Source organism: Stenotrophomonas sp. YJH_SMC_43, assembly GCF_059372535.1.
Genome location: NZ_JCAFVQ010000003.1, coordinates 819170 through 845859 on the forward strand (window position 1 = coordinate 819170; position 26690 = coordinate 845859).

Sequence of the window (26690 nt, forward strand, 5' to 3'; positions counted from 1 at the left end):
CTTGATGCCGCACAGGCGCAAGAACTGCTAAGCGCCGCGCCTGCCGATCCGCTACTGTGCCGGCATTGGATTCGGGGAAAGGCAGATGAGCGCGGCGGGCAAGGCGTTGTGGTACATCGAAACCCATGCGGACCGGCCATTGGCACTGGCCGATATCGCCGCTGCGGCGGGACTGTCACCCTTCCATCTTTCACGCCTGTTCCAGGCCCGCACCGGTACCTCGGTGGTGCGCTACCTGCGGGGACGGCGCCTGACCGCTGCCGCGCAACGATTGGCCAACGGTGCGGGCGACATCCTGCAGGTCGCGCTGGGGGCCGGCTATACCACCCATGCCGCGTTCACCCGCGCCTTCAGTGAACAGTTCGGGCAGACGCCCGAGCGCGTACGCGAACAGGGCACCGATGGGCTGGCGCTGGTACAGGCGATTCGCGTGGATGATGCGCCGGCGGCCTGCGGTGAGGCACCACGCCTGCTCGACACCCCGGCGTTCCAGCTGGCCGGGATCGGCATGCGCCACACGCGCGACAGCGGCGGTGCGATTCCCGGGCAGTGGGCACAGCTCAATCGCGAATGGCCGGCGCCGGCCCCGATCAGTTTCGGCGTGTGCTGCAACAGTGATGACGACGGTGGCTTCGATTACATCGCCGCACTGCCGGCAAGCGTGGTGCCGAGCGTGCCTGCACACTGGCAAAGTGTGCACATTCCGCCGCGTCGCTATCTGGTGGCCTGGCACGGCGCGCACATCTCGACCATCCGCTCGACCTGGTTCTGGCTGCTGGATCATTATCTTCCTGCGTCCAACCTCAGCCTTGCCGATGCACCGGATCTGGAATGCTACGACGCCCGATTCGATGAGCACACCGGCAACGGCGGCGTGGAGATCTGGCTGCCAGTCGACGAACGTCCCAACTGACAAGGAACTGAAGATGCGCATGACGGTTACTGTGCTGGGAATGATCCTCATGGTCTCCACTGCCGTGGCCGATGCCAGCGAGACGCAGGCAGCCGGCGAGCGCCACGGCGCCACCACGGTGGCCAGCGCGGCTGTACGCGATGCGCAGCACCACGACGCGCTGCGCTACACGGTCTGGTATCCAGCGCTGGCCGGCAGCCGGGAAACCGCCCTGACCATCGGCCCGCCCGACGCGCCGCTGTTCGACGTCGGACGTGCCGCGATGGAGGCTCCCGTCGCAGGTGATCGCCTGCCAACGCTGCTGCTCTCGCATGGCAACGGCGGCAGTGCGCGCATGATGGGCTGGCTGGGCACCGCGCTGGCGCGGGCCGGGTATCTGGTGATCGCGGTCGATCATCCAGGCAACAACGGCATTGACACGATGACCCTGCCCGGCAGCATCCTGAGCTGGTTGCGTGCGGATGACCTGCGCGCCGCCCTGGCGGCCGTGCGGGCCGATCCAGTGCTGGGCCCGCACGTCGATCCTGAACGCCTGGGTGTTGCCGGGTTCTCGGCCGGTGGCTACACGGCGCTGCTGGCAGCCGGTGCACGACCGGACCTGCAGCGACTGCTGGCCTTCTGCACCGCACATCCGGATGACGGCGTCTGCCGGCCTCAACAGGAGGCCGCAACGCACTCAATGGAAGCGCGCGTTGCCGCTGCAGCCTCTCCAGCACTGGCGCCATGGATCTCCCAGGCCAACGACGCGCGCGCGATTCCCGGCGTGCGGGCGGCATTCCTGCTGGCTCCGGCGATCATCCAGGCCTTCGCGCCCGAGCAGCTGTCCTCGTTACGGCTGCCCGTGTCGATCGTGCTGGGTGAGGCTGACACGGTTGCGCCGCCACAGACCAATGGCGCGGCCGCCGGGGTCCTGATTCCGGGCGCGGAACTGCAGCGCTTGGCCGATGTGGGCCACTATGATTTCCTGGCCGCGTGCACCGCGACCGGGCAGCAGCGGCTGCAGGACCTGTGCACTACGTCGGTGCCAAAGGCACAGACCCACGCGCAGGCAGTGGATGCAGCGATACGGTTCTTCGACCATTCACTGCGCTAGTGGCCGCCGGGCATGGCCTGGCGCTACAGTGGACGCGTCCACGGAGAACCGATCATGCGCCTGCTGCACCTCACTCTGCCGGTATCTGACGTGGGTGCCGTGGCCAGCTACTTCCACGATGTGCTGCAGCAGCGCGTGGTCGGTACCCATGTGCACATCGGCTGGAGCACGATTGAACTGCAGCCCGCTGAAGGACGTCCGCTCGGTGGCGTGCACCTGGCGTTCAACGTGCCGGACAACCGCTTCGGCGAGGCGATGACCTGGTTGCGCGAACGCACGCCACTGCAGCGCAATCCGGCGGGACTGGACTACTTCGCGCTGGAGAGCAGCTGGCAGTCGCAGTCGGTGTACTTCACCGGCCCCGATGGCTTGATCCTGGAACTGATCGGCCGCCGCCGCTTGCCGGCCAGTGCGCATCAGGGCGCCTTCCACGGCAGCGAGCTGACCTGCCTGAGCGAGGTCGGCCTGCCCAGCCACGATGTCGACGCTGTGCGCGAACAGTCCAGCCTGCGGTTCGGCCTGCAACCGATCAGCCCGCCTTCGCCGCAGTTCGCGCCGATGGGCGACGACGAGGGCCTGCTGATCGTGGTCGCTGCGGACCGGCGCTGGTTCCCCGAGCAGAAGGACCTGCCCAATGCACAGGGCCTGTTGCTGCAGGTCGGCGACGTGGCCGGCCCGGGCGTTGTGGAGGACGCTGCACTCGGCTGGCGGGTACAGGCGATCTGAGCTACCAGCTGCCGGACGCGCCGCCTCCGCCGCTGCGGCCACCGCCTCCGGACCAGCTGCTGGAGCTGCTCGACGACGAACTGCTGGATGACGAACTGGACGCGCTGCGTTCGCGGCGTGACGAAACCCGGCCACGTGCGCGCTCGCCCGGCAACATGGTGAACAACCCTACGAAGTACAGCAGCACGCCACACACACCTGACACAATCATCGCCAGCAGCCGTGGATCGTCACCTTCGGCACGATGGATCGCCAGCAACGCGCCCGCGGCATAACCGAGGGTCAACAGCACCAGCACCGTCATGCGCACGACGAAGCTGCTGCGATTCTTCTTCCAGCGTGCGCGACAGGCCTGCACCAGCAGGAACACCATCAGGGTGACAACACCCGCGGCGGCCTGCAGCAGCAGGTGCCGGGCCAGGCTCGGCGGCAGCTGGCCACGAAGCAGCGCCTGTACCAGCAAGACCATGCTGAGTACCAGCATGCCGCACAGGACGATGCGCACCCCGCGGCTGCGACGCCAGCACCAGCCGAGAAGGGCCGCCACCGGCACGCCCAGCACCATCACAAAGCACAGGCCCGCCAGCAGGTGGCGTGGCAACAGCAACGCCACGGACAGCCCCCCTGCGGCAACCACCGCTGTCAGCAGCATCGGACGCCCCCAGGCCGGCAAGGTCGGCCAGCTCGGCCTCGGTGCCGACGCATTGGCGGCCAGTGCCTTGCGCCGCCGCTCCCGACGGCTGCCGCTGAAATCGTCCTCGGTCTTCGCTGGCGGGAGGGGCGGCGGCGAGCGCCACAGCCCGGCCAGGAAGCCGGCCAGCAGGGTCAACGCCACCACCGAGTCTGCGCGGCGCCAGTCCGCAGGCAGCACATTGCTGGCCGACGGCGCTTCCCATGCAGGCAGGTCCTCGCCTTCGATCAGCGCCACCATGATCGTCGTGCCATCAAGCACGCCCTGGTCGAAATCACCCTCACGGAAGCGCGGCACGATCGCGTTGTCGATGATGCGAGCGGCGTACGCGTCCGGTAGCACACCTTCCAGGCCATAGCCGGTCTGGATGCGTACGCGGCGGTCCTGCACCGCCACCAGCAACAGCACACCGTCGTCGACACCGGCGCGACCCAGCTGCCACTGATCGAACACCCGCTGTGCGTAGGCCTCGATGCCCTCGTTGCCCACGCTGGGTACCACCAGTACCTGCAGCTGCGCACCTTTCTGCACCTGCAGCTGCAGCGCCTGCCTGCGCAGGGTGGCGCGGGTTTCAGCGGACAGCGCGTTGGCAGTGTCCACCACGGGATCGTCCAGCGCCGGGACCGGGATTGCCGCCAGCGCCGCCATCGGCAGCAGGCACAGCAGCAACAACAGCCACCTCATGGCTGCAGTCCGCTGTCCTGCGCGCAGCATGCTCACGTACCCTGCCCTGCCTCGATCCGCGCATGCAGCGCCTGCAGCTGTGCCACCGCCTGGTTGAACACCTGCAGATCGGCATCCACCAGGGCCGCCCAGTCTGGCGCGTGCCCCAGCAGCTGCGCCACCTGCTCGTCCGGCGCGCGATCGAAGCCTTCGCCAAGCACGGCAAGATAACGCTCACGGAACCCTTCGGGGTCGCGCTGGTCCTGCACATACAGCTGCACGGCCAGCAGCCCCGCATACAGGTAGTTCACCAGATAGTTGGGGTCTTCATACATCAGGCGCTTGCCGATCCAGGTGTTGCGCAGCTGCGGGTAGCGCTCCGGTTGCTGGCCGAAGCGCGCCAGCACCTGCCCGGTCAGCGCGTCCAGATCATCGGCGGTGCCCAGCGTACCGGCGGCAACGCCCTGGTAGATCGACTGCTCCAGCTGCGCTTCCTCGGAGGAGGTGAACAGCTGCAGCACCATGTCGTCCAGCAGCGATTTCAGGTAATAGGCCTTGGCACGCGGGTCCTGTGCCTGCTGGTACAGCTGGTCGCGGAAGCGCAGCTCGTTGTAGATCGCGAACGCCTCGGTCAGCCACTGGCTGCCATTGCGCTGCAGCGGCGACGCATGACCGCGCTGCATCCACTCGCCATGCACGGCATGACCCGCTTCATGCGCGATTTCGACATCGCTTTCCAGATCGCCACGGCGCACGCCAACGAACAGCATTGCCGGCACACCGGGAGCGCTCACCGGGAACGCGTCCTGGCTGCGGTCACCGCGTTCGGTGGCCAGATCCATACGCTGGTTGGCCGGATCGAGCAGCGCGCGCAGTTCAGCGACGTACGCTGGCCCCAGATGCTGCATGGCATCGGCGGCGTTGTCGCGCAGCTGCGCCAGCGTCAGCACTGGTGGCGTGTAGCCGGCATCGGGCACGGTGGTATCCCAGATCTGCGGCGCATCGATGCCGGAACGTGCGGCGTGGCGCAGCAGCATGTCCTGGTAGGCGCGGCGATCCCCTGCGTGATGTTCGATGGCTACCAGCGTCGCATCCACTGCCGCTGTATCCAGGCCCATGCGCTGATAGCCGTGTGCCGGCGCCGAGCCATCGCCCTGCAGGCGTGCGGCGGCGTCATTCACCTGCACCAGCCCCAGCAGCACCGAAGCCATCGGCTCACGACGCGAGTGCAGCCCCTGCCAGTAGCCCTTCCAGCCTGCCTCGCGCAGGGCACGGTCGGGCTGCTGGGCCAGCGCCTGCTTGTCGCGTCCCGTGTCCCAGTGCCGGCCGCCGTGCTCGATCTGCGGGTACTCGGCGCTGCGCAGGATCTGCCCGCGCAGGCGCGCGAAGCTGTCCAGCGCCGGATCGGCCAGTGCCTCCACGGCCTCATCCAGCGCGGCATTGGCCGGGGTGGCAGCCTCCTTCAGCGCGCGTGCGCGCAGGAAGCCATACGGTGCTGCCCACGCTGCATCTGCGGGTGCTTCGCGCAGTGCGGCGCGACCACTGCGAGCGATGCGGCTGCACAGCCCCGCGGCCTGCTCCATCGCCTGTGCCGGGCGAAGATCGCGTGCGTTGCGGGCGGACTGGAGGTGCAGGTAGGCGAGATGACGCAAGCACTGCGCTTCCAGGGCCTCGGCCTGCCGGAAGCGTTCCGCCGGTGCAAGGGTGGAAACCTGCTGCAGGGCCTCGACGCGCTTGCCCAGCGCGTCACGCGCGGCCTGCTCGGCGGTGGCATTGGCGAAGTAGGCGCGGTCATCGGCATGCACCGACTGTGCCTGGGCGCCGCTGAAGGGGGCTATCGCCAATATGGCGGCGACGGCGGCGGTGGTGGTTCGCTTCCTGAAAGCCTGCATCGGCGTCTCCCTGCCTGGACCAGGGATCGAGCCTAGCAGCCACTGGCCCGCCGCGCCTGTGCCGGATCAGGCTTCAGATCGACTCGTCCTCACGCTTGACCAGCGTCCAGCACGGCGTCTGCGCAAAGGTATAGGTCTGCTGGTCGCTGCTGTCCGGTATGCGGATCTGCACCTGCCGCTGTCCATCTGCCAGGGGGCTGACCTGCATTTCGCGGCCCTGCCCGGCCAACGCGGCTGGATCGGGCATCACCGGCCACTCGACATCGGCCAGCGCCAACCGGCTTTCCACCTTGCGCGGTTCCGGCTCGGCCTCCGCATCGATGTAGCTGTCCAGCAGCGGATCGGCCGTGGCCTTTTCCTGCAGCGTGATCTCGTTGCCGAAATGCTTCAGGAACGTATCGAATTCCGGGTAGAGGCATTCACTGGCTGCAGCCACAGGTGTGGGCTCGGTGGCGCTGGTCGCCGACGCCGCTGCGGCAGTCACGGCTTCGGCCGCTGTCTGTGGTGGCTGCGGCGCCGGCGTGCAGGCAACCAGCACCGCGCCGCAGGCAAGCACCAGCAGTGCAGGAGAAGGGTATCGACGCATGGGCTCATCCTGAATCCGGTCCGGTCGCTCCATGCTACCGCGCACCCTACAATTCCGGCATTCCGCCTGTCCGAGAGTCCTCATGCATCGCCTCCTGCTCCTGATCGGCCTGCTGCTGCCCGCCCTGTGGCCGGCCGTGGCGTTGGCCGTCGATGTCCACGAAGGCGACTTGCTGTTCGTCACTGCCGGCCGCAGCGGCCTGAGCGCGGCCATCGACGATGCCACCGGCACGCAGGGCGCACCCAGCTTCGATCACGTCGCCCTGGTCGCCTCGGCGCCGAAGGGCTGGGAGGCGCTGCACGCCGACGAGAAGGGATCACGCCGGCAATCGCTGACCGAGTTCCAGCAGGACGCCCACGCCAAGCAGCGGCAGATCGTGGTCTATCGCCTGCGCGCGCCGCAGCAGGCGGCCATCAAGGATGCGGTCGCCACCGCGCGCACGATGCTGGGCAAGCCCTACAACACGTCGTATGTGTTGAACGAGGACAGCTATTACTGCTCGGACTTCATCGAGCGTGCGTTCCGTGCGCACCGCGTGTTCGCATTGCAGCCGATGAACTTCCGCAACCCGCAGACCGGGCAGATCGCCCAGCACTGGGTCGATCTTTACCGCGGCATGGGCATGGACGTGCCGCAGGATCAGCCGGGCACCAATCCGAACGACATGTCGGCGGCGCCGGTGCTGCAGCGTATCGGCGTGCTGGAATAAGCAAAGCCCCGCACGGGGCGGGGCTTCGCCGGTCACGTTGCGCGCGCAACGCGATCATTCTTCTTCGTCGTGGCCGCCCTGCTGCTGGTTCTGGTTGCGCTTCTGCTGTTCCTGCTGCTGTTGCTGCTGCTGGTCGCGGCCACGGCCCTGCTGCTGATCCTGCTGGTTCTGCTGGCCCTGCTGCTTCTGGTTCGGGTTCTGGTTCTGCTGTGCCATGTCCGATCTCCAAAGCCACACGCGGAATGCGGTGGACGTGGCCATCGTCTGCAGCGAATGGTTAATCACGCGTGGGTGGGCGGCTACATCTGTGTGTACGCCTGTGAATGAACGCGCAGAAGCCCTTGTGGCACAAGCGGCTGAAGGATTCATGCGGGTTCGGCATGTGCTCATGCCGTCATCGGCGTTGCACGCATTCATGGCGCTCGCAGCCGGAAACACGCGCTGAACGAGGCTGGCTTCCCGGCTCACGCAGGGAAGCCAACGCTGCATTCAGGGCATCACCGGCGGCACGTACGCCAGGGTCATCCCCAGCAGCCACAACAGGCCCAGCACCAGCGGAATGTGCACCAGCAGCTGGATGAAGGTGAAGCCGACGATGTCGCGTGCCTTCAGCCCCAGCACGCCCAGCAGCGGCAGCATCCAGAACGGATTGATCAGGTTCGGCAGCGCTTCGGCGGCGTTGTAGACCTGCACCGCCCAGCCAAGGTGCGCCTTCAGTTCGTTGGCGGCCTGCATCACGTACGGCGCCTCGATGATCCACTTGCCACCACCGGAGGGCACGAAGAAGCCCAGCACGGCCGAATAGACACCCATCACCAGCGCGAAGGTATCGGTGCTGGCCACGTGCACGAACAGGCTCGACAGCCGGTGCGCCAGCGTCTGCCCATCGCCGCCAGCGGCGTGGGTGAGGATCATCGCGATGCCGCCGTACAGCGGGAACTGGATCAGCACGCCGGTGGTGCTGGGCACCGCCTTGGCCACCGCGTTGAGGAAACTGCGCGGGCGCCAGTGCAGCAGCAGGCCCAGCGAAATGAACAGGAAGTTGTAGGTGTTGAGGTTGGCGATGGCGGTGACCACCGGCTTGTTGGCGAACTCGTTGAACAGCCAGCCGAACGCCAGCAGCGAGAGCAGCACGGTCAGCAGCGGGCTGTATTCCAGCCATTCGCCCGGGCGCGTGCGGCGCTGCAACGGCTCCGGCTCGGCCTGCGCGGCACCGGGGAAGTCTTCGGCGGTGCGGGCGCTGCCTGCGGCCGGTGCGGTCAACCAGGCGATCAGCAGCGAAACCAGGATCAGCACCGCAGTCAGCGCGATCGACTGCCACAGGAAAATGGTTTCGGTAAACGGCAGGACGCCGGTAATCTCCACCAGGCCCGGCGGCATGCTGGCCGGGTTGGCCTGCAGCTGTGCGGCCGACGAACTCAGCCCCATCGCCCACACCGCGCCCAGCCCCAGGTAGGCCGAAGCACCGGCCGCGCGGTAGTCCATGCGCAGCTCGGTGCGGCGTGCCAGCGCACGCACCAGCAGGCCGCCGAACACCAGCGAGAACCCCCAGCTGAGCAGCGAGGCCAGCATGCTGACCAGGCCCACGTACACCACCGCACCACGCCCGGTGCGCGGCACCCGGGCCAGGAAATCGATGAGGCGAGCGACCACCGGTGCCGTCGCCACGGCGTAGCCACCGATGACCACGAAGGCCATCTGCATGGTGAAGGGAATCAGGCTCCAGAAGCCGTCGCCGAAGGCGCTGGCGGTGGCCTGCGGGGTCGAGCCGAAGCCCATCGCCGCCAGCGCGACGATGACCACGCCCAGCACCGCAAATACGTACGCATCGGGGAACCACTTTTCCGCCCAGGCGGCCGAGCGCAACGCTGCGCGCGCCATCCAGCCGTCCTGTACTGCTGCCGTCGAGGCCATCGCCTACCCTCCCAGGTTCGATGGCCCGATTCTGGGCGGTGGGGTGCGGGCTGTCAGCCACCTATTGGTCGTAGGTGGCGGACGGCCCGGCGCTGTGCGCCGCCGCCGGAGCATGGGCTCGGGCGCTACAGAAGCACTGTCAGCTGTAGAGCCGAGCCCACGCTCGGCTGCGCTTCTCAATGCAGCGCCAGGTCCACAGCGATGCCGGCAAACAGCGCGGCACCCACCCAGTTGTTGTGCAGGAACGCCTTGAAGCACGGGCCGCGCTCGCGGTTGCGGCAGATCCAGAACTCGTAGACCACCAGCACCGTGGCCACGGCCACGCCGGCCAGGTAGTAGCCGCCCAGCCCGCCGCGCACGCCAACCAGCGCCATGGTGGCCAGGAACAGCGCGTACAGCACGCCCTGGATGACCAGGTCCAGGTCGCCGAACAGGATTGCAGTGGAGTGCGAGCCCATCTTCAGGTCGTCCTCGCGGTCGACCATGGCGTACCAGGTATCGTAGGCGGTGGACCACAGGATGTTGCCGGCGTACAGCAGCCAGCCCAGCATCGGCACTTCGCCCTGCACGGCGGCAAACGCCATCGGGATGCCCCAGCCGAACGACATGCCCAGGTAGACCTGCGGCAGGTGGGTATAGCGCTTCAGGTACGGGTAGCTGGCGGCCAGGAACACGCCGATGAAGCTCAGGCCGATGGTCAGGCCGTTCAGGGTCAGCACCAGGCCGAACGCAACCAGCATCAGCACCGCAAACAGCGCCAGCGCGGCACGGCCACTGATCGCACCGGTGGCCAGCGGGCGCGCCTTGGTCCGCTCCACATGCGGGTCGAGCCAGCGGTCGGCGTAGTCGTTGATGACGCATCCGGCCGAGCGGGTCAGCCACACGCCGGCGGTGAACACGAACAGGGTCCACAGCGGCGGCAGACCACCTGCGGCCAGCCACAACGCCCACCACGTGGGCCACAGCAGCAGCAGCGTGCCGATCGGGCGATCAGCGCGCATCAGACTCCAGTAATGCCGCCAACGCGGCGTCGCCGGCGACTGCGGCGAAGTGAGGGGGGTATCAGCCATGGCGATAGGATACTCCTGCGCCAGGGCCGAGACTCAGAAACGACAGGGCCCGATGCGCCTGCGCGCACCGGGCCCCGATATCCTGCCCTGCGAAGTGGTCAGGCCTTCTCGTCGGACTTGTACTCGTAATAGCCGTAGCTGTAATAGCCGGTGGCACGTTTCTCGACCGCGTTGAAGATCGCGCCCTTGATCTGCACGCCGTTCTGCTCGAAGCGCTGCAGCGTCAGCTCGATTTCCTTGGCCTGGTTTACGCCGAAACGGGTGACCAGCAGGCTCGAACCGGCATGGGTGGCGACCAGCGCCGGGTCGGTCACGGCCAGGATCGGCGGCGTATCGACGATCACCAAGTCGTACTTGCCGGACATGTCCTGCAGCAGCTGCGCGAAACGCGGGTGCATCAGCAATTCGGCCGGGTTCGGCGGGATGTCGCCACGCACCATGTAGTGCATGTTGTCCAGGCCGGACACCGGATGGATCACGTCGTCGACGCTGAGCTTGCCGCCCAGCACGTCCGACAGGCCCTTCTGGTGCGACACACCCAGGATCTTGTGCAGCGTGCCCTTGCGCATGTCGGCGTCGATGACCAGCACGCGCTGGCCTGCCTGCGCGATGACCGCGGCCAGGTTGGTGGACACGAAGGTCTTACCCACGCCCGGGCGCGGGCCCGAGATGGTCAGGATGTTGTTCTTCGCTTCCAGCATGGCGAAGTGCAGGCTGGTACGCAGGCTGCGCAGTGCCTCCACAGTCGGGTCGGCTGGTGCGGATACCGCCAGCAGGTGCTGGCGACCGTCGGCCACCACGCGCGTACCGTGCTTGCCCTTGCGCAGCTTGGGCAGCGTATTGGACACGCTGAGCGGAATGGCGGCGTAGACCGGCAGGCCCAGAGCTTCGATTTCGGCGGGGTCTTCGATGCCCGGGTTGAGCATGCGCTGCAGGAAGACGAAGGCGGTGGCCAGGAAGGCGCCGAGCAGCGTTGCGATGGCCACGATCAACGCCTTGCGCGGCGCCACCGGGTTGGCGATGTCGACGATGGACGGATCGACGATCCGCACATTGCCCACGGCGCCTGCGCGTGCCACATCCAGCTGCTGCGCCTGGTTCAACAAGGCCGTGTAGAGCTCGTTGCTGACCTGCAGATCGCGGGTAAGACGCAGCAGTTCCTGCTGGGTTTCCGGCAGATCGCCGACCTGCTTCTGGAAGCCTCCCTTGCGGCCCTCCAGATCACCAATCTGCTTCAGCAGCGCACGATAGGCCGGGTGCTCGCGCGTGAAGCTGCGGTCCATCTCGGCCTGCTTCAGGCGCAGCTGCTGGATGCTGGCCTCGACGGCCACCTCCTGTTCCAGGAGCCCCTTGGTCTGCATGGTGATGTCCACGGACTTGGACTTGGACTGGTAGGCACTCATCGCCGCCTGTGCCTGCTCCACCTGGCGGCGGATGGTCGGCAGCTGGTCCTTGACGAACTGCAGCTGGGACGCTGCTTCAGCAGAGCTGCGGTCCACGTTCTGGCGCACATAGGCGTCGGCCACGTGCTGCACGAAGGCCTCGGCGCGCAGCGGGTCGGTGTCCTGGTAGGAGAGCTGCAGAATGCCGGAGTCCTTGCCCTGCTCAGCGGCCTTCAGCTCGGTCTGCAGCGCGGCGACAACGTCCAGGCGGCGCAACCGGGTGACTTCAAACCGCATGCCCGGGTTGGCACGCAGCGTGTCCACCTCCAGGGTGACGCCACGGCCCTTGGCCGGCGTGCCCGCCTGTCCACGCAGCACCTCGTCGCCGTCCTCATCGAAGAGCACGAAATCCTTTCCGGTCTCGCCCACTTCCAGCAGCAGCGTGGTGTCGACCATGTTGACGGGAACATCCAGGCGATGGATGCCCAGCACGTCGCCGCCCCAGCCGTAGCCCGAAAGCCCCAGCTTGGCCGGTGCGATCGCATTCTCGCTCTCGGGCTTGAAGCGGCGGACGAAGAAATTGCCCAACAGCGGGAACCGCTTGGGCTCAATCTCCACTTCCAGATTCAGCTGGTCAACCGCCGTTCCGATGACCGTCCGCGACGTCAGCAGGGCCACTTCCGTGGTGGCCGCAGTGCTGCCACTTCCCCCCAGTGACGCAAGGTCGGCAAGCCCAGGAATGCTGGGCACCTTCGATTCCACCTGGACCATGGCCTGCGCCTGGTAGACAGGCCGGGCCAGCAGTGCGTAGAGCACACCGACAACAAAGAAGAGCGCGGTGGCGACGATGATCAGCCACTTCCGGTCGAGCAGCACGCCCAGCAGCTCGCGAAGATCGATCTCATCATCCTTGGGTACGCGGGATTCCATTTGCTTCCTCATTGCTTCCACATCCTCTCGAGAACGGCAGGCTCTGGCCCTCCTTGCCGTTCGGTCTTCCAACACCGGAATTCGTCGCGCGAGCAGTACGCTCTTGAAGCACACCCAAGGCGGCACCCCAAGCCACACCGCGTGCACCGCCGGCGCACTGTCGTGCAGATCAAGCCTGCTAGTATACCACTTTATGAATGCTGATCGAATCAGCATCCCCCAGCACTTGCAATTCGGCAAAGGACGAGGCGACCGCCTGAAATTTGACACGCCATCGATCAGGCGGGCCAACATTGCTATCATGCGGGGTTTGTTGCCTGCAAATGGCAGCGAATGTGCCCCGCTGAAGGCAGGCCAGGACGCTAAGGAAAAGGACGTCGCAGTGTTCAATCAATCTCGCTGACAGGACGTCAGCCTCCAGCGGAACGGTCCGCGCCAGCACAACCACGCCCCCCTACTGGCGCGGTTGGTGCGGCGGCACTGCGGCATCAGGAAGCCCGCGCCCCGAGGTCGGATCGACGACATCGGCGAGCAGCGTCCTGCCCCGCGTCTCTTCGCGTAACGATTCTGGATTCATGCAAAAGGACTTGAAATGAAGATCGCCGTTGTCGGCACCGGCTATGTCGGCCTTTCCAATGCTGTGCTGCTGGCACAACACCATCAGGTCGTGGCATTGGACATCGATGCAGACCGGGTTGCGCTCATCAATGCCCGTAGGTCGCCGATCGAGGATCGCGACATCGCGTCGTTCCTTGCGCACCGTTCGCTGGATCTGACTGCGACGCTCGACAAGCAGGAAGCCTACGCCGGCGCAGACTATGTCGTGATCGCTACCCCGACCGACTACGACACGCAGACGCATTGCTTCGACATCAGCTCGGTAGAGTCGGTCATCGCCGATGTGCAGAGAATCAATCCCGATGCGGTGATGGTGATTAAATCCACCATCCCCGTTGGCTGCACGAAGGCACTGCGTGAGCGGTTCGCGACAGACAGGATCATCTTCTCGCCGGAGTTCCTCCGCGAAGGCAACGCACTCCACGACAACCTTCATCCCAGCCGCATCATTGTCGGCGAGCGCTCCGCGCGTGCCAGCGCGTTTGCTGAACTGCTGAAGGAAGGCGCGGTCCGCAAGGACATGCCCATCCTGTTCACCGATGCCACCGAGGCCGAAGGCATCAAGCTGTTCGCCAATACGTACCTGGCCATGCGCGTGGCCTACTTCAACGAACTGGACACCTACGCTGCCACACATGGTCTGGATACCCGCCAGATCATCGAAGGTGTCAGCCTGGACCCGCGGATTGGCACCCACTACAACAACCCGTCATTCGGCTACGGCGGCTATTGCCTGCCGAAGGACACCAAGCAGCTGCTGGCGAACTACCGGGATGTGCCACAGAACCTGATCCACGCGATTGTGGAAGCCAACAGCACCCGAAAGGATTTCATTGCTGAAGAGATCATCAGGAAGAATCCGAAGGTTGTGGGTATCTACAGGCTGGTCATGAAGTCCGGGTCCGACAATTTCCGCGCCTCTGCCATTCAGGGTGTGATGAAGCGGATCAAGGCAAAGGGCGTAGAGGTGATCGTGCATGAGCCAACACTGAGGGACCAGAGTTTCTACAATTCTCGGGTTGTCAATGATCTAGTGAAGTTCAAGACAGAAGCGGACGTCATTATCGCAAACCGTCTGTCTGAGGACCTTGAAGACGTGCCCAGAAAAGTCTATACCCGCGACCTCTTTGGGAGTGACTGATATGTCATCTAAAAGCACTTGGGTGCCTCTGAGGCACATTCGAATTGGGGGGCAGCGAGTAGCCGTGGCTTCTCGCAAGGAACTGACGAGCGCTTTAATTTCTGACTGCGAAATTTCGCCCGCGGAGCGAAAAGCCAGACTGGTGTTTGACGTAAATGGACAGGGTCTGTCGCTAGCCAGCACGAGTCCGGAGTACTGCGAAGCCATGAAGGCCGCGCACGTTGTGCATGCGGATGGCGGCTTCATAGTGACGTTGTCGCGATTCCTCGGTGCAGGCCGAATTTCCGAACGAAGTGCGACCACCGATCTTATGGAAGATTTTTCTCAGGCCGCCGTAGAGCACTCTCTAACTGTGTATTTGCTTGGCGGCACTCCAGATGCAAACGAAATGTGCAGGTCGGCACTGTCCAATCAATACCCGGGCATAAAAATTGTCGGCAATAAACATGGTTATTTCTCGACCACAGAAGAAACAGGGATTGTTGAGGATATCTCACGACTTAATCCTGATCTCTTGTGGGTGGGGCTCGGCAAGCCAAAAGAACAGCAATTCCTTGCTCGACATGGCGACGCATTGAGAGCGGGCTGGGCTGTAACCTGCGGGGGCTGCTTTAACTTTGTTAGCGGTTCTTACTCCAGGGCACCAAAGTGGATGCAGAAGACCAACCTTGAGTGGAGCTATCGTCTCCTTAAGAATCCTAGGCAGTTCTTCTGGCGTTACGCAAAAACTAATCCCCACGCCCTCTATCTCGCACTGTTCAGGACCAATTGGCGCCAAGCACCGCATCAATGAAGATCAGTAAGAGCGCCGCTAAAGCAATGATTGGCCCTGTTCTTTTTGCAGGGTCAAACTTGCTCGTATCTGTTCTTCTGCAACAGGCTGATTCGGCCACCAACTTTGGAGCGTATGCTTTCGCCCAAGTCGTCGTTGCAGCATCACTAGGAATATCAAACGGCTTGTTTGGAATTCCAATAATTTCAGCCATCGGGAAGGGTGACGCAACCGAGGTGGAAGCAGTGCGTTCGTTGGCGCTGGCCAACGTAGTCTTCTGCCTGTTTGCATCCATCACTTCAATGCTACTAATGCTTCATGTTACGGGCGGATCCTACGGTACATCCCTCTTGGCGCTCGTCTTCACTGCTCTATCAGGCGCTCGATGGTTTGTACGACTACATTCCCTAGCCGATCTAAACAGCGCTTCCGCATTTCGCCTCGACGGCATCTTCAGCGCCATCGTAGTGCCAGGATCTTTGCTGCTATTCAAGAGCGGATTACTCAATACAGCCTGGGCTCTTGGTCTCATGTCGCTCGCATGCGCCGCTTCACTGTTTGGCGCGAGAAAATATGCTCGGCGTTATGTCTGTAGTTTCGTTGGAATTGGAAAGCCCCAAGACTTGAGCGACCTCAGGAAAAGAGGCTTGGCTGCTGTATGCATTTCCATGTGCTTTGAGGCAATCGCCACCGGACCAGCCTACTATCTTTCTATCGCACAAAGCACCGCAGCGTATGCGCCTGTCGCGGTGGCCCTACTATTTTTCAGACCGTATGGGGTTCTGCTTACAGCCGCCATGCAGTATCAAAGGCCGAGAGTTGCGAGGGCGATTAGAGATCAAGGGCATGGATCCGTAGCCAAGATGCTGGCGAAGACTGTCATGAGCCTCGGGGCAACATGGGCTCTGAACGTCATCGGCATCATGATTATTGTTCTTGTCATTCCTGAGCGCATCTACCGAAGTGGCTACGAGGCAGCAACGGTCAATGCAAGTCTGCTTCTGGTTGGAACATCCGTTCTGGTGAAAGCTTTCAGGGAGCCCCTTGCATCTGTGCTCCTAGTTACCGACCAGTTCAAACGCCTCGGTCTAGCCGCGTTGATTGGAGCTGCCACGTCCGCCTCAATCCTGTTTTACGTGCACTTAAGAGGCACAGCGTCGCACTCGTCAGTCTTGTCCAGCGTACTGGCCGGCGAGCTCGCCGCATTTGTATTCATACTCCGCGCATACATGCCCCAGCTCGCCGGGAAAACTCAGCTGTGACCCACGAAAAAATCCTTTTTGTCTGCACACAGATGGAGGCCGGCGGAGTGCAGCGCCGCTCTACGGCCATGAGTGAGGCGCTCAACGCGAAAGGGATCCCTTCACGGGTAGTATTTTTGTATAGAAAACGTGGCGCTTACGACGGCTTGGACTTCTGCCACTCTCTGCTTATGGGAAAGCCCAAAGGTTTGCTCGACGTCCTGAAGGTCCTATGGCGCCTGGCTAGAGATATCCGCCAGTTCAAGCCTACTGCAGTTGTGGGAATGGCGCATTATTCGTCTCCGATAGCTGCCATCGCCGCGTTCGCTTTGGGCGTACCCAACCGCATTGCAACACAGACAAACCCCCCAGCAACGGTTCCGCTTATTGGCAGGATCCTGGACTACGCTTGTGGAGTGGTTGGCCTATATACCTCCAACATTTGTGCGTCTCATAGTATCGAAAGCGACTTCTCCGGCCACCCCAAATGCTACAGACGAACTCTCACGACTGTTGTCAACGGTGTCGGCGATCTACCACCGCCCTCCACTGAACTCAATCGAAAATCATTGAGGGCGAAGCTCGGACTGGATGAGCGCAGCATAGTCATAGTTAATTGTGGAAGGCTCTCTTCTCAGAAGAACCAAGCACTGCTGGTCGACTGCATCAAGCATATCGACGCCCATTTGGTAATTATTGGCGAAGGTGAACTTCGCTCCGATATTGAGGCGAGGATCATCAGGCTGGGCGTCAGAGACAAGGTGACACTCGTCGGCGAGGTGGCACCATCCGAAATCAATTCATATCTTTCCGTTGGCGACATCTTTGCATTTCCGTCCAACTTCGAAGCCTTCGGATTGGCAGCCGTTGAAGCGATGCGGTCCGGCCTGCCAATTGTCAGCTCCAATCATCCGGCGCTGGCCGAGGTGGTCGGTGATTCAGGGGTTCTCATCGATCCTAGAGACGAGACCAGATGGATCAGCGAACTCAATAGCCTAGCTGTAGACAATTCGCGCCGCTCGGAACTAGCGGATAAGAGTCGATCTCGTGCCAAACACTTCTCATTCGAAAGAATGCTTGATGGATTTGTATTCGAGTCGACCAAGAACAGTCCTGCGACACCGACTTCAAACGAAAAGCTCTAATCCAACAGAGCGCGACAGCATATTCTCCCAGTGTAAATTACTGCCCCTCATCGAAGTAGCGACGAAAAGCAGATAAGAAGAATGGCATCAATTAAGAAATTCGGCCGCGTCGAAGGAATTTATTTCGCATCGATAGTGATTCTTGCATTAGTTGGCCTATTCAGCCCCACTTCCTATAACGTACTTCCGGCGGGCCCTATCCTTGAGGGCATACTAGCACTGTGCGCCGTCCTGATACTGCGGACGCCAAAGAGAGAGATGATTCTCCCTTTGATGATGGCCACCGCGTATGTAGTGGTCTCATTCATTCTGATGTCAGCCTATCAACCTTCCAACTATCTTGATTTCGCGCAGGCCTTCAAGGCGTTCATCTACATCATTCCGCTATGCTTCTTCTTCAAGCGCGACATTTTCCAGAGGGATCAAGCACTTATTGTGCTTAAGATCCTCATTCTTGCATTCGCCATCAAGTACGCCTATTCAATAGCACTCAACATCACTCCCAGAATGGGAACGAGGCCCGGGCTGCTTATTGAGAACAACTTTGAACTGATATTTCTATTGATATATTTCTTTGTCCTGCATAGAGATTTTGGCCGAAAACTAACCCCTTGGTTCTTGGCGGTTTCCTTCATCATCCTGATATCTGGATCAAGAAGCTCAGCGCTGGCACTTATTGTGGTGTTTTGCGGGATATATCTAAAGAACTTAAATACTAAAACAGTATTCTATGTTGCCGGCCTAGCAGTACTAGGATCTTTTTCGGCGACCATTTTTCTATCCAGAGGCTATGCATCGGGTGGCCTTGAATCCATTGACCGCTTCAGGTTCATGCTGGTATTCATCCACGAAATCCGCGACTGGACAGCTCTAAATTACATATTTGGATCATTCCCAATAACCGCGCTCTCGCCGGAATCCTGCCGTTCATTGTCATTCTATGACGTACTATTTAGTTACTCAGGAAATGGATCTTGCTACTCCGTAATCCTTCACTCCTACTTCTTCCGGGTCATATTTGATCACGGTGCATTCGGCCTTGTTCTTCTTTTCTCCTTCCTGGCTGTGGCATTGAGAAAATATGGATACAGCAAGATGGACGTTGGCGTGGTTATCGGAATCCTCAGCGCATCTGCCCTATCTGTTTCGGCCATGAACAGTGTCTTTGTTACGCTGGCAATTGCACTTGCAATAGGCCTTCGAAAGCCTACAGCGTTGGCACATCAACCGGGAAAAATTTAGAACAAGTCTCAACCGGATGGAAGGAACGCACATATGTGGGGATGCAATGCTATTGCCCCTACTCTACGTTGGATGCCTGAGACGGACTCATGAAAAAGGAACTTAGAAACTCTTGGGTTGATCACGCTAAAGCGTTGGGCATAATTTTGGTTGTCTATGGCCATGTCGCTCGCGGCTTGGTATCAGCGGGAATCATGCACGACAGCGATCTTTACCGATTGATCGATAGCGTCATCTACTCGTTTCACATGCCGTTGTTCTTTTTCCTTTCAGGACTCTTCTTTGTTGAGTCACGACGTCGGCGCGGAATCTCCGGAACCCTTGCCACAAAAATAGATACAATCCTATATCCATTTATTGTCTGGTCTATAATCCAGGGCGGAATTGAGGTCAGCCTTTCCAACTACACCAATGGCTCACTGGCTTGGCGCGATGTGTTCCAGATGTTTTGGCAACCCAGAGCACAGTTCTGGTTCCTCTACGCCCTCTTCTTTGTATTCGCGCTTGCATTAATAATTTACAAGTCACAGTCCAGCAGATCAATACTGACAGTTTTGGCGATCTCGTCGGCAGCTTACATCCTTCAAGGATTGTTGGCCGATCACAGAATTATTCTTTACATCGCCGACAATTTTGTCTTCTTTGCACTGGGCGTTGCTTTTACACATTTCTCGCTAGAAGATCGCACAGGAAATCGGGACGCCTTGGTGAAATGCGCCTCCGTCGTACTCCTTGTTTTTATTGCCTTGGAAATTGCACTGCACAGCACTGGCAAAAACTACACCGACAAGGGATTTATCAGCTTGTCAGCGGCCATGGCTGGTATATTTATGATTGTTTTCATTTCTATGATCACCGCATGCGCGGGCATTCGGATTCTCGGAACAGTGGGCGCCATGTCCATGAGCATCTACCTGATGCACATTATTTCAGGAAGCGGCGCAAGGATACTATTTGGGAAAATAATGGGAATCCACGACCCAGGCACTCACCTAGCCCTAGGCACGCTGGCTGGATTATTCATCCCATTACTCGCAGCGTTGGCAATGAATAGAATTGGCATGGATTTCCTGTTCGCTCCGCCAAAATTACTGTCAGCTGGTCGCCGACTTGAACGCCTTCGATCTGCCCCGCGGTCAAATCCAAGATGAGGATTTTGCAGAACTTTCCATTATCACATCAAAGAATGTGAACACTTTTTCTTCAACCCGGATGTAGGCTGTTTCCAAATGAATAAAAAAAGGATTTTGATCTGCGGGGGCGCCGGCTACATCGGCAGTCATATGTCTCATTGGCTCTACGAGCGAGGTCACCAGCTCTATGTCTTGGACAACCTGTCGACGGGCCACCGATCTGCCGTTCGCTGGGGCGAACTCATTGAAGCTGATCTGCTCAATCCCATGTCACTGGAAATAGCCTTTGAACGCGTCAAATTTGACTTGGTCATGCATTTTTGTGCGCGCTCTCTGGTCGGCGAATCAGTTATCGACCCCTACAGTTACTATCAGAACAATGTCACGGGCACTCTCAATCTCCTGCATGTCATGCGGCGGCATGCGGTGAACAAGCTGATTTTCTCGTCGACGGCCGCTGTATTTGGGAATCCGTTGATGCCCACCATCAACGAGCAACACCCCAAAAATCCGATAAACCCATATGGCGCGAGCAAGTTGATGGTCGAGCGCATTCTTGCTGATGCCTACACCGCCTACGGCATCAGCTCTGTTGCTTTGCGTTACTTCAATGCTGCCGGCGCGCTGGCCCAACATGGTATTGGGGAAGCCCATACCTGCGAGACGCATTTGATACCGAACGTGTTGAAAGCTGCGCTGGGTACGGGACCAGCATTAAGCGTCTATGGGAATGACTACGACACTTTGGACGGTACTTGTGTTCGTGACTACGTGCATGTGCAGGATCTTGCATTAGCTCACGCATGCGCCATGGACTTCCTGGACGGGCAGCCCGGCGCGCATGCGTTCAATCTGGGAAACGGGCAAGGCTTTAGTGTGAAGCAAGTAATCGAGACGGCTGCCGAGGTCTCGGGCCGCCCGATCCCCTACACTATCGCGCCCCGTCGTGACGGTGATCCGGCAGTTCTGGTGGCAGATAGCGAGCGAGCTCGACGTGAGCTTGGCTGGAGCCCTGCGTGGACTGAACTTGGCCCGATCATCGAGAGTGCTTGGCATTGGCATAGGAACCAACCCTTCTGATGACACAGGCGAGGCTTCGGACAGTGGAATGCTTCTCGATGCATTGAGGGGGAGATTTATCACCCAATTCCAGATAGAATGCCCCACTCGCGGCGCCTCTTCGGGGTGCCCTGACGCCCACCCCGACGCTGTTCGGCGGTCGGGCGGTTCCACAACGCGCCCGTAGCTCAGCCGGATAGAGTAGTGGCTTCCGAAGCCATTGGTCGGGGGTTCGAATCCCTCCGGGCGCGCCATCTTCCCCTGCTCGTACCCGTCACTCCGGGCCTCTCGCTTGCGCTTCCACGTCAACGCGGTTCAGGAGCGAACGGCTTCGAGCGATGTGCGCAACCTTGAAGATCGCGCACGACGATGGAAAGCGTCTGCCCTTTCTGCACGGCACCGGGCAGGAAGGCGCCCTTGCCGTCGTACAGGAAGGTTTCAATCTCACCACGTGTAACCACCAGGTCCGCAGCCGGCGGCTTGAGCTCTTCCAGAACAACACTGAAGGGACGCCAGGCCAGGCCGTGTTCGTCGCGGATATCGGTCGATACCGCGTGTGCATGCGCCTGCGGATCCACGCTGGCCAGTGGCAGCCGTAGTGCCTGCGATCCCTCCGTAGCGATCTGGAACCTGCCAAGGACCACGGCATCCACGGTTTCACTGCCGATGTAGGTGATCGTGGCCTCGGGACACTGCACCGCATCGGCCGGGTGCGATGCACACGCGGCCACGCTTGCGGTCAGGAGCAGAATGTTCGGCCGGATCATGGGCTGGCACCTGGCACATCGCTACCCTGCCCAGGGTCTGCAGCGGCGCACGAAGCGGTAGCGCCTGGCCTGCGCGCATAGCTGTAATCGGGATCGCGCCAGGCGCGCACGATCGGGCTTCGTGCGTGCCTGATCACGCCGGGGAACCAGGACAACGCGAACACCACGGCCCAGATCGCAGCCAGCCAGAGCCAACGGCCCGAGGCATAGGCCCAGATCATGGGCAACGCAGCCAGCGTTACGATGACCTGCGTATACAGCAGGTAGAGCGTGTGCAGACCCAAGCGGGGATCCGAGCGCAGCACCACGCCACATCCCCTGCATGCCGTCTTCGCCTGCCGTCTCGATGCGGAAAGCAGCGGAAACCGCTGCCCTGCTGCGCCGCAAAGTGGACAGGTGAAGGTCAGCAGGCGCATCAGGCAGCTCCTCTCTGTCGATTGACATCAACTGTCGGGTACGAAGCCGAGCCTAGCATGCGCTTGGCAGGGGGGCGCCACAAACAGCAACGCCGGGCAGTGCCCGGCGTTGCTTTCAGATCATTCGAGCATGGCTCGACTCTACAAAAAGCAGATCAGTATTTACCGTCAAACGCGAAGATCGGCTTGCGCTGCTTCCACGCGCCGGCGGTGAAATCCGGGAACTCCAGCGTCTGGAAGCTGTTGGCGATCGACTGCTCGCTCAGCGGCGTGATCGCACTCCAGGTCACCGCGTCGTAGATGTCGATCGGCATCGGTGCCTTGGCCTTCAGCGCTTCCACAAACGCGTGGATGACGAACCAGTCCATGCCACCGTGGCCAGCGCTGGCGGCGGTGTCGGCATTCTGCTTCCACAGCGGATGCTCGTATTCGTCCTGGTACTTCTTGAACTCTTCCCACTGGTGCGGCGGGCTGCGGCCTTCGATGTGGATCGAATGGTTCACGTCCATCCACAGGCCCTTGGTGCCCTGCACGCGGAAGCCCATCGAGTACGGGCGCGGCAGCGAGGTGTCGTGCTGCAGCAGGATGGTCTCGCCGTTCTCGCAGGCCAGCGTGGTGGTGACGATGTCGCCCAGCTTGAACTTGACCTTGGTGCTGGGGTGGGTGGTGCCGCCACTCTTGGCCACGGTGTATTCGTGCAGGCCGCGCGCCTTGGTCGCGAACGCGTTGATGTGGGTGAAGCGGTTGCCACGGTTGATGCCGGTGTACATCGCGCACGGGCCGATGCCGTGGCTGGGGTACAGCTCGCCGTTGCGCTCCACCGAATGCTCGGTGCGCCAGCGTGCTTCGCTCCAGCCCTTGGGCCCGAACTCCACGCCGCTGTCGTAGGGCTGGTTCGGGTCGCCGGAATTGAACTTCACGCCGCGCAGATCGTGCTGGTAGCCGGCCTGCAGGTGCACCAGCTCGCCGAACAGGCCCTGGCGCACCATCTGCAGCGCGGCCATCACGTCGCGGCGGTAGCAGACATTCTCCAGCAGCATGTACGGGGTACCGGTGCTCAACTGGGTCTTCAGCACGTCCCAGTGGTCCTGCAGGGTGATGCCGGCCACCACTTCACAGCCCACGGCCACGCCGGCCTGCATCGCGGCAATCGCCATCGGCGCGTGGTACTCCCACGGCGTGGCGATGATCACGCCATCGATGCCCTTCTGTTCCAGCAGGCGCTTCCAGGCGTTGCTGTCGCGATCCTGGCCATAGGTCTTCGGGGCCGGCTTGCCAGCCTTGGTCACCATCTCCACGGCGCGACCGAGCATGATCGGCTCGATATCGCACACGGCGACCACCTCGACATCGTCGCGGCGCGCCAGTTCCTTCAGCAGCACCAGCCCGCGCATGCCGGTACCGATCATGGCCAGGCGCACCTTGCGCCCGCGTGCCCATGCCGGGGTCTGCGGCAGCAGGCTGCTGGCGGCGACAGCGGCACTGGCCGCGATGAATTCCCTACGCTTCATGGCAAACATCTCTCCTCTTGGCAGCGAGCCGGCCGTAGCCGGCTCGCCGGGTCACGCAAACGGAATTACTTGAAACGGTAGCCGATGGTCACACTGTAGCCACGGCCGAAGATGGTCGCGTAGTCACTGGAGTCACCCAGGAAGCTGTTCGGATCGTAGAACGGCAGGCGGTTGAACAGGTTCTTGACGGTGAAGCTCAGGTTCCACGCATCATCCGGGCGCCAGGTGACACTCATGTTGGCGGTCCACCACGACGGCGCACCGTCGCACTTGCTCTTCTGCAGGGCCAGGTAGCCGCCGGTGCAGGTTTCCTTGTTGTTGCTCACCTCATCAACCTGGTCGGTGGCCCACTTGGTGCCGCCCACGTAGTTGACGAACATGCTGGTGGTGACCTGCTTGTAGGTCCAGTCGGCATTGAGCGTGGCACGCAGGCGCGGGTTGTTGTAGTAGCCCACCACGTCGCCGTAGTACCAGCCGTTCTCCGCGTCCATGTAGAAGCGGTTGCGGTTGGCGATGGTGGCGGCCAGGCCGATGTTCAGGTTGCCCCAGTCACCCAGCGAGAAGCGGCTGCGTGCATCGATGTCGAAGCCGTCGATCAGCGTCTTGCCACGGTTCTTGTACTGGCCCACCACGCTGGCCACGTTGCCGGCGGAGTAGCCCGGCAGCACCGACGGGCAGCTCACGCCACTGGCCGGGTCGGCACACATCGCCGCCAGCTGCGCCAGGTTGGCGCGGTCACTGTCGGTGATCGGCGAGCGCGACGAGGAGATGATGTCTTCCATGCGGCGGTAGTCCGGCGCGACGATTTCATTGTCACGGTAGATGAACCAGTAGTCGGCCGACACCGACAGCCAGCTCGCTGGCTCGTAGACGAAGCCGAGGGTGGCGATCTTCGCCTTCTCGGGCTTCAGGTCCTTGTTCGGCTGGGTCATGCGCGCCACGGTACGGCTGCAATCGACGTTCAGCAGGTTCTTGCCCAGGTCGACATCGCCCGGACGCTGCGAGCGCAGCAGCAGGTTGGCGATGGCGTTGGTCTCGTTGCAGCGCAGCTCGTCGCGGTAGCCACCCAGCTGCGCGAACACGCCGCCGTTGCCGGATTCGGCCAGGCTCGGTGCACGGAAACCGGTCGAGTAGGTACCGCGCAGCATCAGCTGGTCGAACGCCTGGTACTTGAAGCCGATCTTCGGCGCGACGTTGGCGCTGAAGTTCGGGTACTTGTCCACGCGCACCGCCGCATCCAGTTCCAGCTTGTCGGTGATCGGTGCCACGGTCTCGGCAAACAGCGCGTAGGTGTTGCGCTTGCCGTCGAACCAGGAACCACCCTGCTGGGAGATCAGGCCGTTGGCTGCATCCGCGTTGCCCGGGGTGTAGAAGGTTTCGCGGCTGGCGTTGAAGCCGAACGCGGCGCGCATTTCACCGGCCGGCAGCTGGAACAGCGGGCCTTCGATCTTGCCGTCCAAGGTGTGCAGACGGGTCCACGACTGGATGTCGAAGGTCGGGAACGCTTCACGGATCAATGCAGCGTTGGCTTCGCTGATCTCACCGAACTTGTATGCCGGGTGGTCGGAGATGATCACGCGGCCGGTGGTCGGATCGACCGAGTACGGGCCGAACGCCTTCTCGAAGCCCTTGATGTTGACGTTGATCGTCTGGTACGTGGTGGAGTGGGTGCCGGCACTGGCGAAGGCGGTCTCCCAGTTCCAGTCACCCCGGTTGCCACGCGCACCGGCCAGCACGCGGTAGCTCTTGTCGGTATTGCGCTGGCCAAAGTAGTTCGGGCCGGCATCCTGCAGCAGGTAGTTCAGGCCGACCACGCCGCCCATCATTGCCTTCATCTGCGGGCTGGCGTGGTTGTACTCGTTGTTCGGGCCCAGGAACGGGTACAGGAACTGGTTGACGGTGTTGCCGGTGTTGCGCGAGAACCAGCTGGTCGGGTTGCCGGTGGTGGTGCCGTAGGTGCGCGGCGTGCCACCGTTGGCGCGCAGGTCGATGTCGGTGTAGGTCGCCTCGGCGAAGATCTCGGTGTTGTCACCCACCAGGAAAGTGCCGTTGAGGTAGGCGGTATTGCGCTCGGACTTGGCGCCGGCATCGATCTCGTTGTTCATCCAGGTTTCCCAGACGCAACGCGGACCGGCCGCTTCACTGGTCAGCACGTTCTTGCAGCCCGGCGCGGCTTCCTGCACGCGGCGGCCGGTGACCGGATCGAAGGCGAAGTAAGTGCCCGGATTGAATTCACCCGGCTTGCTGCCCACGCCCAGGCGCAGGTTGTTGAGGTAGTTCGGATTGTTGACGTAGTACTGGTCGGGCCGCTTGTCGTAGAAATCGCTCAGCGGAATCGCGTCGCGGCGGTACATGTTGACCGCACCGTAGATGTTGAAGCGGTTCTCGGCCAGGTCACCGAAGCCGGCGGTGATGCTGGCCTGGCGCTCGCCGTAGGAGTCGATGCGCGAGGAGGTGTCGTTGGTGAAGCTGACCTCGGCGCCCTGGAAGTTGCGCTTGGTGATCACGTTGATCACGCCGGCCACCGCATCGGTGCCGTACACCGCCGACGCGCCGTCGGTCAGCACTTCCATGCGTTCGATGGCCGCAGCCGGGATCGCGTCGATGTTGACGAACTGGGTCTGGAAGCCGGCCGGTGCACCGTAGTACGACAGGCGACGGCCGTTCAGCAGCACCAGCGTGCCCTGCGCGCCCAGGCCACGCAGGTTGGCCTGCGAGGCACCGTCGGAACCGGTGAACAACGAACGCGCATCCTGCTGCGCCGGACGTGCGGCAGGCAGGTTGTCGAGCACCTGCAACAGCGTGCGCGCACCCATGTTCTGGATGTCCTGCTTGCTGATTACCTGCACCGGCGAGGCGGTTTCAACGTCGGTGCGGCGGATGTTGGAACCGGTGACCTCGATGCGGGCCAGGTCGGTGGCTTTGTCCTTGCTCTCCTGGGCAACGGCGGGAGCGGCAATCGAGAACAGCGCGCCGGCGATGGCCAGCGTCAGCGGAGCGATCGAGCGACAGGGGGGGCGGTGGTGGCGGACGGGCAACATCGGGGTTCTCTCCTGGCAGGGGTGCGGCGCAACTG

22 protein-coding genes and 1 tRNA gene are annotated in these 26690 nt (G+C 62.0%); 12 read left to right on the forward strand and 11 right to left on the reverse strand.

The window, feature by feature from the left end; genetic code table 11:
• Nucleotides 1-85 precede the first annotated feature (85 nt).
• From AC5QAH_RS15955 to AC5QAH_RS15965, 3 genes are read left to right on the forward strand one after another with little or no spacing between them, the layout of a single operon-like run.
• The gene (locus tag AC5QAH_RS15955; protein WP_071305528.1) at nucleotides 86-913 is read left to right on the forward strand and encodes an AraC family transcriptional regulator; all 828 of its coding nucleotides are present in this window, start codon (nucleotides 86-88) and stop codon (nucleotides 911-913) included.
• 13 nt (nucleotides 914-926) lie between these two features.
• Nucleotides 927-2006, forward strand: a complete 1080-nt coding sequence (locus AC5QAH_RS15960; RefSeq protein ID WP_071305529.1) for an alpha/beta hydrolase family protein — start codon at nucleotides 927-929, stop codon at nucleotides 2004-2006.
• A 54-nt stretch (nucleotides 2007-2060) separates the two neighbouring features.
• Nucleotides 2061-2732 (forward strand): VOC family protein, encoded by a 672-nt coding sequence (locus AC5QAH_RS15965; RefSeq protein WP_049435756.1) that lies wholly within the window; start codon nucleotides 2061-2063, stop codon nucleotides 2730-2732.
• Nucleotide 2733: 1 nt separating this feature from the next.
• On the opposite strand, the gene AC5QAH_RS15970 is transcribed toward AC5QAH_RS15965, so the two are convergent.
• The 3 genes from AC5QAH_RS15970 to AC5QAH_RS15980 all read right to left on the reverse strand — a co-directional run bounded on the left by AC5QAH_RS15970 (nucleotide 2734) and on the right by AC5QAH_RS15980 (nucleotide 6564).
• The gene (locus tag AC5QAH_RS15970) at nucleotides 2734-4137 is read right to left on the reverse strand and encodes a TPM domain-containing protein (protein ID WP_071305530.1); all 1404 of its coding nucleotides are present in this window, start codon (nucleotides 4135-4137) and stop codon (nucleotides 2734-2736) included.
• Nucleotides 4138-4139: 2 nt separating this feature from the next.
• Nucleotides 4140-5978, reverse strand: a complete 1839-nt coding sequence (locus AC5QAH_RS15975; RefSeq protein ID WP_311068768.1) for a M3 family metallopeptidase — start codon at nucleotides 5976-5978, stop codon at nucleotides 4140-4142.
• 73 nt (nucleotides 5979-6051) lie between these two features.
• Nucleotides 6052-6564: a hypothetical protein gene (locus AC5QAH_RS15980; protein WP_019336311.1), complete on the reverse strand. Its 513-nt coding sequence runs from the start codon at nucleotides 6562-6564 to the stop codon at nucleotides 6052-6054.
• 82 nt (nucleotides 6565-6646) lie between these two features.
• On the opposite strand from AC5QAH_RS15980, the gene AC5QAH_RS15985 reads away from it, so the two are divergent.
• Nucleotides 6647-7273 (forward strand): YiiX/YebB-like N1pC/P60 family cysteine hydrolase, encoded by a 627-nt coding sequence (locus AC5QAH_RS15985; RefSeq protein ID WP_053443660.1) that lies wholly within the window; start codon nucleotides 6647-6649, stop codon nucleotides 7271-7273.
• A 54-nt stretch (nucleotides 7274-7327) separates the two neighbouring features.
• Here AC5QAH_RS15985 and AC5QAH_RS15990 read toward each other — a convergent pair whose 3' ends face one another.
• From AC5QAH_RS15990 to AC5QAH_RS16005, 4 genes are all read right to left on the reverse strand, one after another.
• Nucleotides 7328-7489 carry a hypothetical protein gene (locus AC5QAH_RS15990; RefSeq protein ID WP_010482135.1) on the reverse strand — a complete coding sequence of 54 codons (162 nt, stop codon included), beginning with the start codon at nucleotides 7487-7489 and terminating at the stop codon, nucleotides 7328-7330.
• A gap of 273 nt (nucleotides 7490-7762) precedes the next feature.
• Entirely contained in the window at nucleotides 7763-9187 is a 1425-nt protein-coding gene (locus AC5QAH_RS15995; protein ID WP_177178883.1) for a short-chain fatty acid transporter, read from the reverse strand.
• A 176-nt stretch (nucleotides 9188-9363) separates the two neighbouring features.
• Nucleotides 9364-10257, reverse strand: a complete 894-nt coding sequence (gene ubiA / locus AC5QAH_RS16000) for a 4-hydroxybenzoate octaprenyltransferase (RefSeq protein WP_262102335.1) — start codon at nucleotides 10255-10257, stop codon at nucleotides 9364-9366.
• 98 nt (nucleotides 10258-10355) lie between these two features.
• Nucleotides 10356-12581, reverse strand: coding sequence for a polysaccharide biosynthesis tyrosine autokinase (locus AC5QAH_RS16005; protein WP_311068769.1), 2226 nt, complete (start codon nucleotides 12579-12581; stop codon nucleotides 10356-10358).
• A 580-nt stretch (nucleotides 12582-13161) separates the two neighbouring features.
• On the opposite strand from AC5QAH_RS16005, the gene AC5QAH_RS16010 reads away from it, so the two are divergent.
• From AC5QAH_RS16010 to AC5QAH_RS16045, 8 genes are all read left to right on the forward strand, one after another.
• Complete coding sequence (locus AC5QAH_RS16010) at nucleotides 13162-14328, forward strand: nucleotide sugar dehydrogenase (protein ID WP_495232450.1); 1167 nt, start codon at nucleotides 13162-13164, stop codon at nucleotides 14326-14328.
• 1 nt (nucleotide 14329) lies between these two features.
• Nucleotides 14330-15121 carry a WecB/TagA/CpsF family glycosyltransferase gene (locus tag AC5QAH_RS16015; protein WP_495232451.1) on the forward strand — a complete coding sequence of 264 codons (792 nt, stop codon included), beginning with the start codon at nucleotides 14330-14332 and terminating at the stop codon, nucleotides 15119-15121.
• Nucleotides 15118-16362, forward strand: coding sequence for a hypothetical protein (locus tag AC5QAH_RS16020; RefSeq protein WP_311068772.1), 1245 nt, complete (start codon nucleotides 15118-15120; stop codon nucleotides 16360-16362). Before AC5QAH_RS16015 ends, AC5QAH_RS16020 begins: the two co-directional genes overlap by 4 nt.
• Nucleotides 16359-17486: a glycosyltransferase family 4 protein gene (locus tag AC5QAH_RS16025; protein ID WP_311068773.1), complete on the forward strand. Its 1128-nt coding sequence runs from the start codon at nucleotides 16359-16361 to the stop codon at nucleotides 17484-17486. The genes AC5QAH_RS16020 and AC5QAH_RS16025 overlap by 4 nt, the downstream gene beginning before the upstream one ends.
• Before the next feature lie 81 nt (nucleotides 17487-17567).
• Nucleotides 17568-18728, forward strand: coding sequence for a hypothetical protein (locus AC5QAH_RS16030; RefSeq protein WP_311068774.1), 1161 nt, complete (start codon nucleotides 17568-17570; stop codon nucleotides 18726-18728).
• A gap of 89 nt (nucleotides 18729-18817) precedes the next feature.
• Nucleotides 18818-19879 carry an acyltransferase family protein gene (locus tag AC5QAH_RS16035; protein WP_311068775.1) on the forward strand — a complete coding sequence of 354 codons (1062 nt, stop codon included), beginning with the start codon at nucleotides 18818-18820 and terminating at the stop codon, nucleotides 19877-19879.
• A 78-nt stretch (nucleotides 19880-19957) separates the two neighbouring features.
• Nucleotides 19958-20941: a UDP-glucose 4-epimerase GalE gene (gene galE, locus AC5QAH_RS16040; RefSeq protein ID WP_164089817.1), complete on the forward strand. Its 984-nt coding sequence runs from the start codon at nucleotides 19958-19960 to the stop codon at nucleotides 20939-20941.
• A 156-nt stretch (nucleotides 20942-21097) separates the two neighbouring features.
• Nucleotides 21098-21174: transfer RNA gene (locus tag AC5QAH_RS16045), tRNA-Arg, on the forward strand.
• 51 nt (nucleotides 21175-21225) lie between these two features.
• Here AC5QAH_RS16045 and AC5QAH_RS16050 read toward each other — a convergent pair.
• The 4 genes from AC5QAH_RS16050 to AC5QAH_RS16065 all read right to left on the reverse strand — a co-directional run bounded on the left by AC5QAH_RS16050 (nucleotide 21226) and on the right by AC5QAH_RS16065 (nucleotide 26655).
• The gene (locus AC5QAH_RS16050) at nucleotides 21226-21687 is read right to left on the reverse strand and encodes an adhesin (protein ID WP_495232452.1); all 462 of its coding nucleotides are present in this window, start codon (nucleotides 21685-21687) and stop codon (nucleotides 21226-21228) included.
• Nucleotides 21684-22103 carry a hypothetical protein gene (locus AC5QAH_RS16055; RefSeq protein WP_495232453.1) on the reverse strand — a complete coding sequence of 140 codons (420 nt, stop codon included), beginning with the start codon at nucleotides 22101-22103 and terminating at the stop codon, nucleotides 21684-21686. Before AC5QAH_RS16055 ends, AC5QAH_RS16050 begins: the two co-directional genes overlap by 4 nt.
• A 155-nt stretch (nucleotides 22104-22258) precedes the next feature.
• Nucleotides 22259-23614 carry a Gfo/Idh/MocA family protein gene (locus tag AC5QAH_RS16060; protein ID WP_197601638.1) on the reverse strand — a complete coding sequence of 452 codons (1356 nt, stop codon included), beginning with the start codon at nucleotides 23612-23614 and terminating at the stop codon, nucleotides 22259-22261.
• Nucleotides 23615-23679: 65 nt separating this feature from the next.
• A complete protein-coding gene (locus AC5QAH_RS16065) occupies nucleotides 23680-26655 on the reverse strand; it encodes a TonB-dependent receptor (protein ID WP_495232454.1) in 2976 nt (991 codons plus the stop codon).
• Nucleotides 26656-26690: the final 35 nt, after the last annotated feature.

Coding starts and splice junctions, on each gene's coding strand:
- AC5QAH_RS15960 (WP_071305529.1), top strand. CDS start 927: ATGCGCATGACGGTTACTGTGCTGGGAATGATCCTCATGGTCTCCACT.
- AC5QAH_RS16035 (WP_311068775.1), top strand. CDS start 18,818: ATGAAAAAGGAACTTAGAAACTCTTGGGTTGATCACGCTAAAGCGTTG.
- ubiA (WP_262102335.1), bottom strand. CDS start 10,257: ATGGCTGATACCCCCCTCACTTCGCCGCAGTCGCCGGCGACGCCGCGT.
- AC5QAH_RS15995 (WP_177178883.1), bottom strand. CDS start 9,187: ATGGCCTCGACGGCAGCAGTACAGGACGGCTGGATGGCGCGCGCAGCG.
- AC5QAH_RS16050 (WP_495232452.1), bottom strand. CDS start 21,687: ATGATCCGGCCGAACATTCTGCTCCTGACCGCAAGCGTGGCCGCGTGT.
- AC5QAH_RS16020 (WP_311068772.1), top strand. CDS start 15,118: ATGAAGATCAGTAAGAGCGCCGCTAAAGCAATGATTGGCCCTGTTCTT.
- AC5QAH_RS16010 (WP_495232450.1), top strand. CDS start 13,162: ATGAAGATCGCCGTTGTCGGCACCGGCTATGTCGGCCTTTCCAATGCT.
- galE (WP_164089817.1), top strand. CDS start 19,958: ATGAATAAAAAAAGGATTTTGATCTGCGGGGGCGCCGGCTACATCGGC.
- AC5QAH_RS15965 (WP_049435756.1), top strand. CDS start 2,061: ATGCGCCTGCTGCACCTCACTCTGCCGGTATCTGACGTGGGTGCCGTG.
- AC5QAH_RS15975 (WP_311068768.1), bottom strand. CDS start 5,978: ATGCAGGCTTTCAGGAAGCGAACCACCACCGCCGCCGTCGCCGCCATA.
- AC5QAH_RS16030 (WP_311068774.1), top strand. CDS start 17,568: ATGGCATCAATTAAGAAATTCGGCCGCGTCGAAGGAATTTATTTCGCA.
- AC5QAH_RS15990 (WP_010482135.1), bottom strand. CDS start 7,489: ATGGCACAGCAGAACCAGAACCCGAACCAGAAGCAGCAGGGCCAGCAG.
- AC5QAH_RS16060 (WP_197601638.1), bottom strand. CDS start 23,614: ATGAAGCGTAGGGAATTCATCGCGGCCAGTGCCGCTGTCGCCGCCAGC.
- AC5QAH_RS15955 (WP_071305528.1), top strand. CDS start 86: ATGAGCGCGGCGGGCAAGGCGTTGTGGTACATCGAAACCCATGCGGAC.
- AC5QAH_RS16055 (WP_495232453.1), bottom strand. CDS start 22,103: ATGCGCCTGCTGACCTTCACCTGTCCACTTTGCGGCGCAGCAGGGCAG.
- AC5QAH_RS15985 (WP_053443660.1), top strand. CDS start 6,647: ATGCATCGCCTCCTGCTCCTGATCGGCCTGCTGCTGCCCGCCCTGTGG.
- AC5QAH_RS15980 (WP_019336311.1), bottom strand. CDS start 6,564: ATGCGTCGATACCCTTCTCCTGCACTGCTGGTGCTTGCCTGCGGCGCG.
- AC5QAH_RS15970 (WP_071305530.1), bottom strand. CDS start 4,137: ATGCTGCGCGCAGGACAGCGGACTGCAGCCATGAGGTGGCTGTTGTTG.
- AC5QAH_RS16005 (WP_311068769.1), bottom strand. CDS start 12,581: ATGAGGAAGCAAATGGAATCCCGCGTACCCAAGGATGATGAGATCGAT.
- AC5QAH_RS16065 (WP_495232454.1), bottom strand. CDS start 26,655: ATGTTGCCCGTCCGCCACCACCGCCCCCCCTGTCGCTCGATCGCTCCG.
- AC5QAH_RS16015 (WP_495232451.1), top strand. CDS start 14,330: ATGTCATCTAAAAGCACTTGGGTGCCTCTGAGGCACATTCGAATTGGG.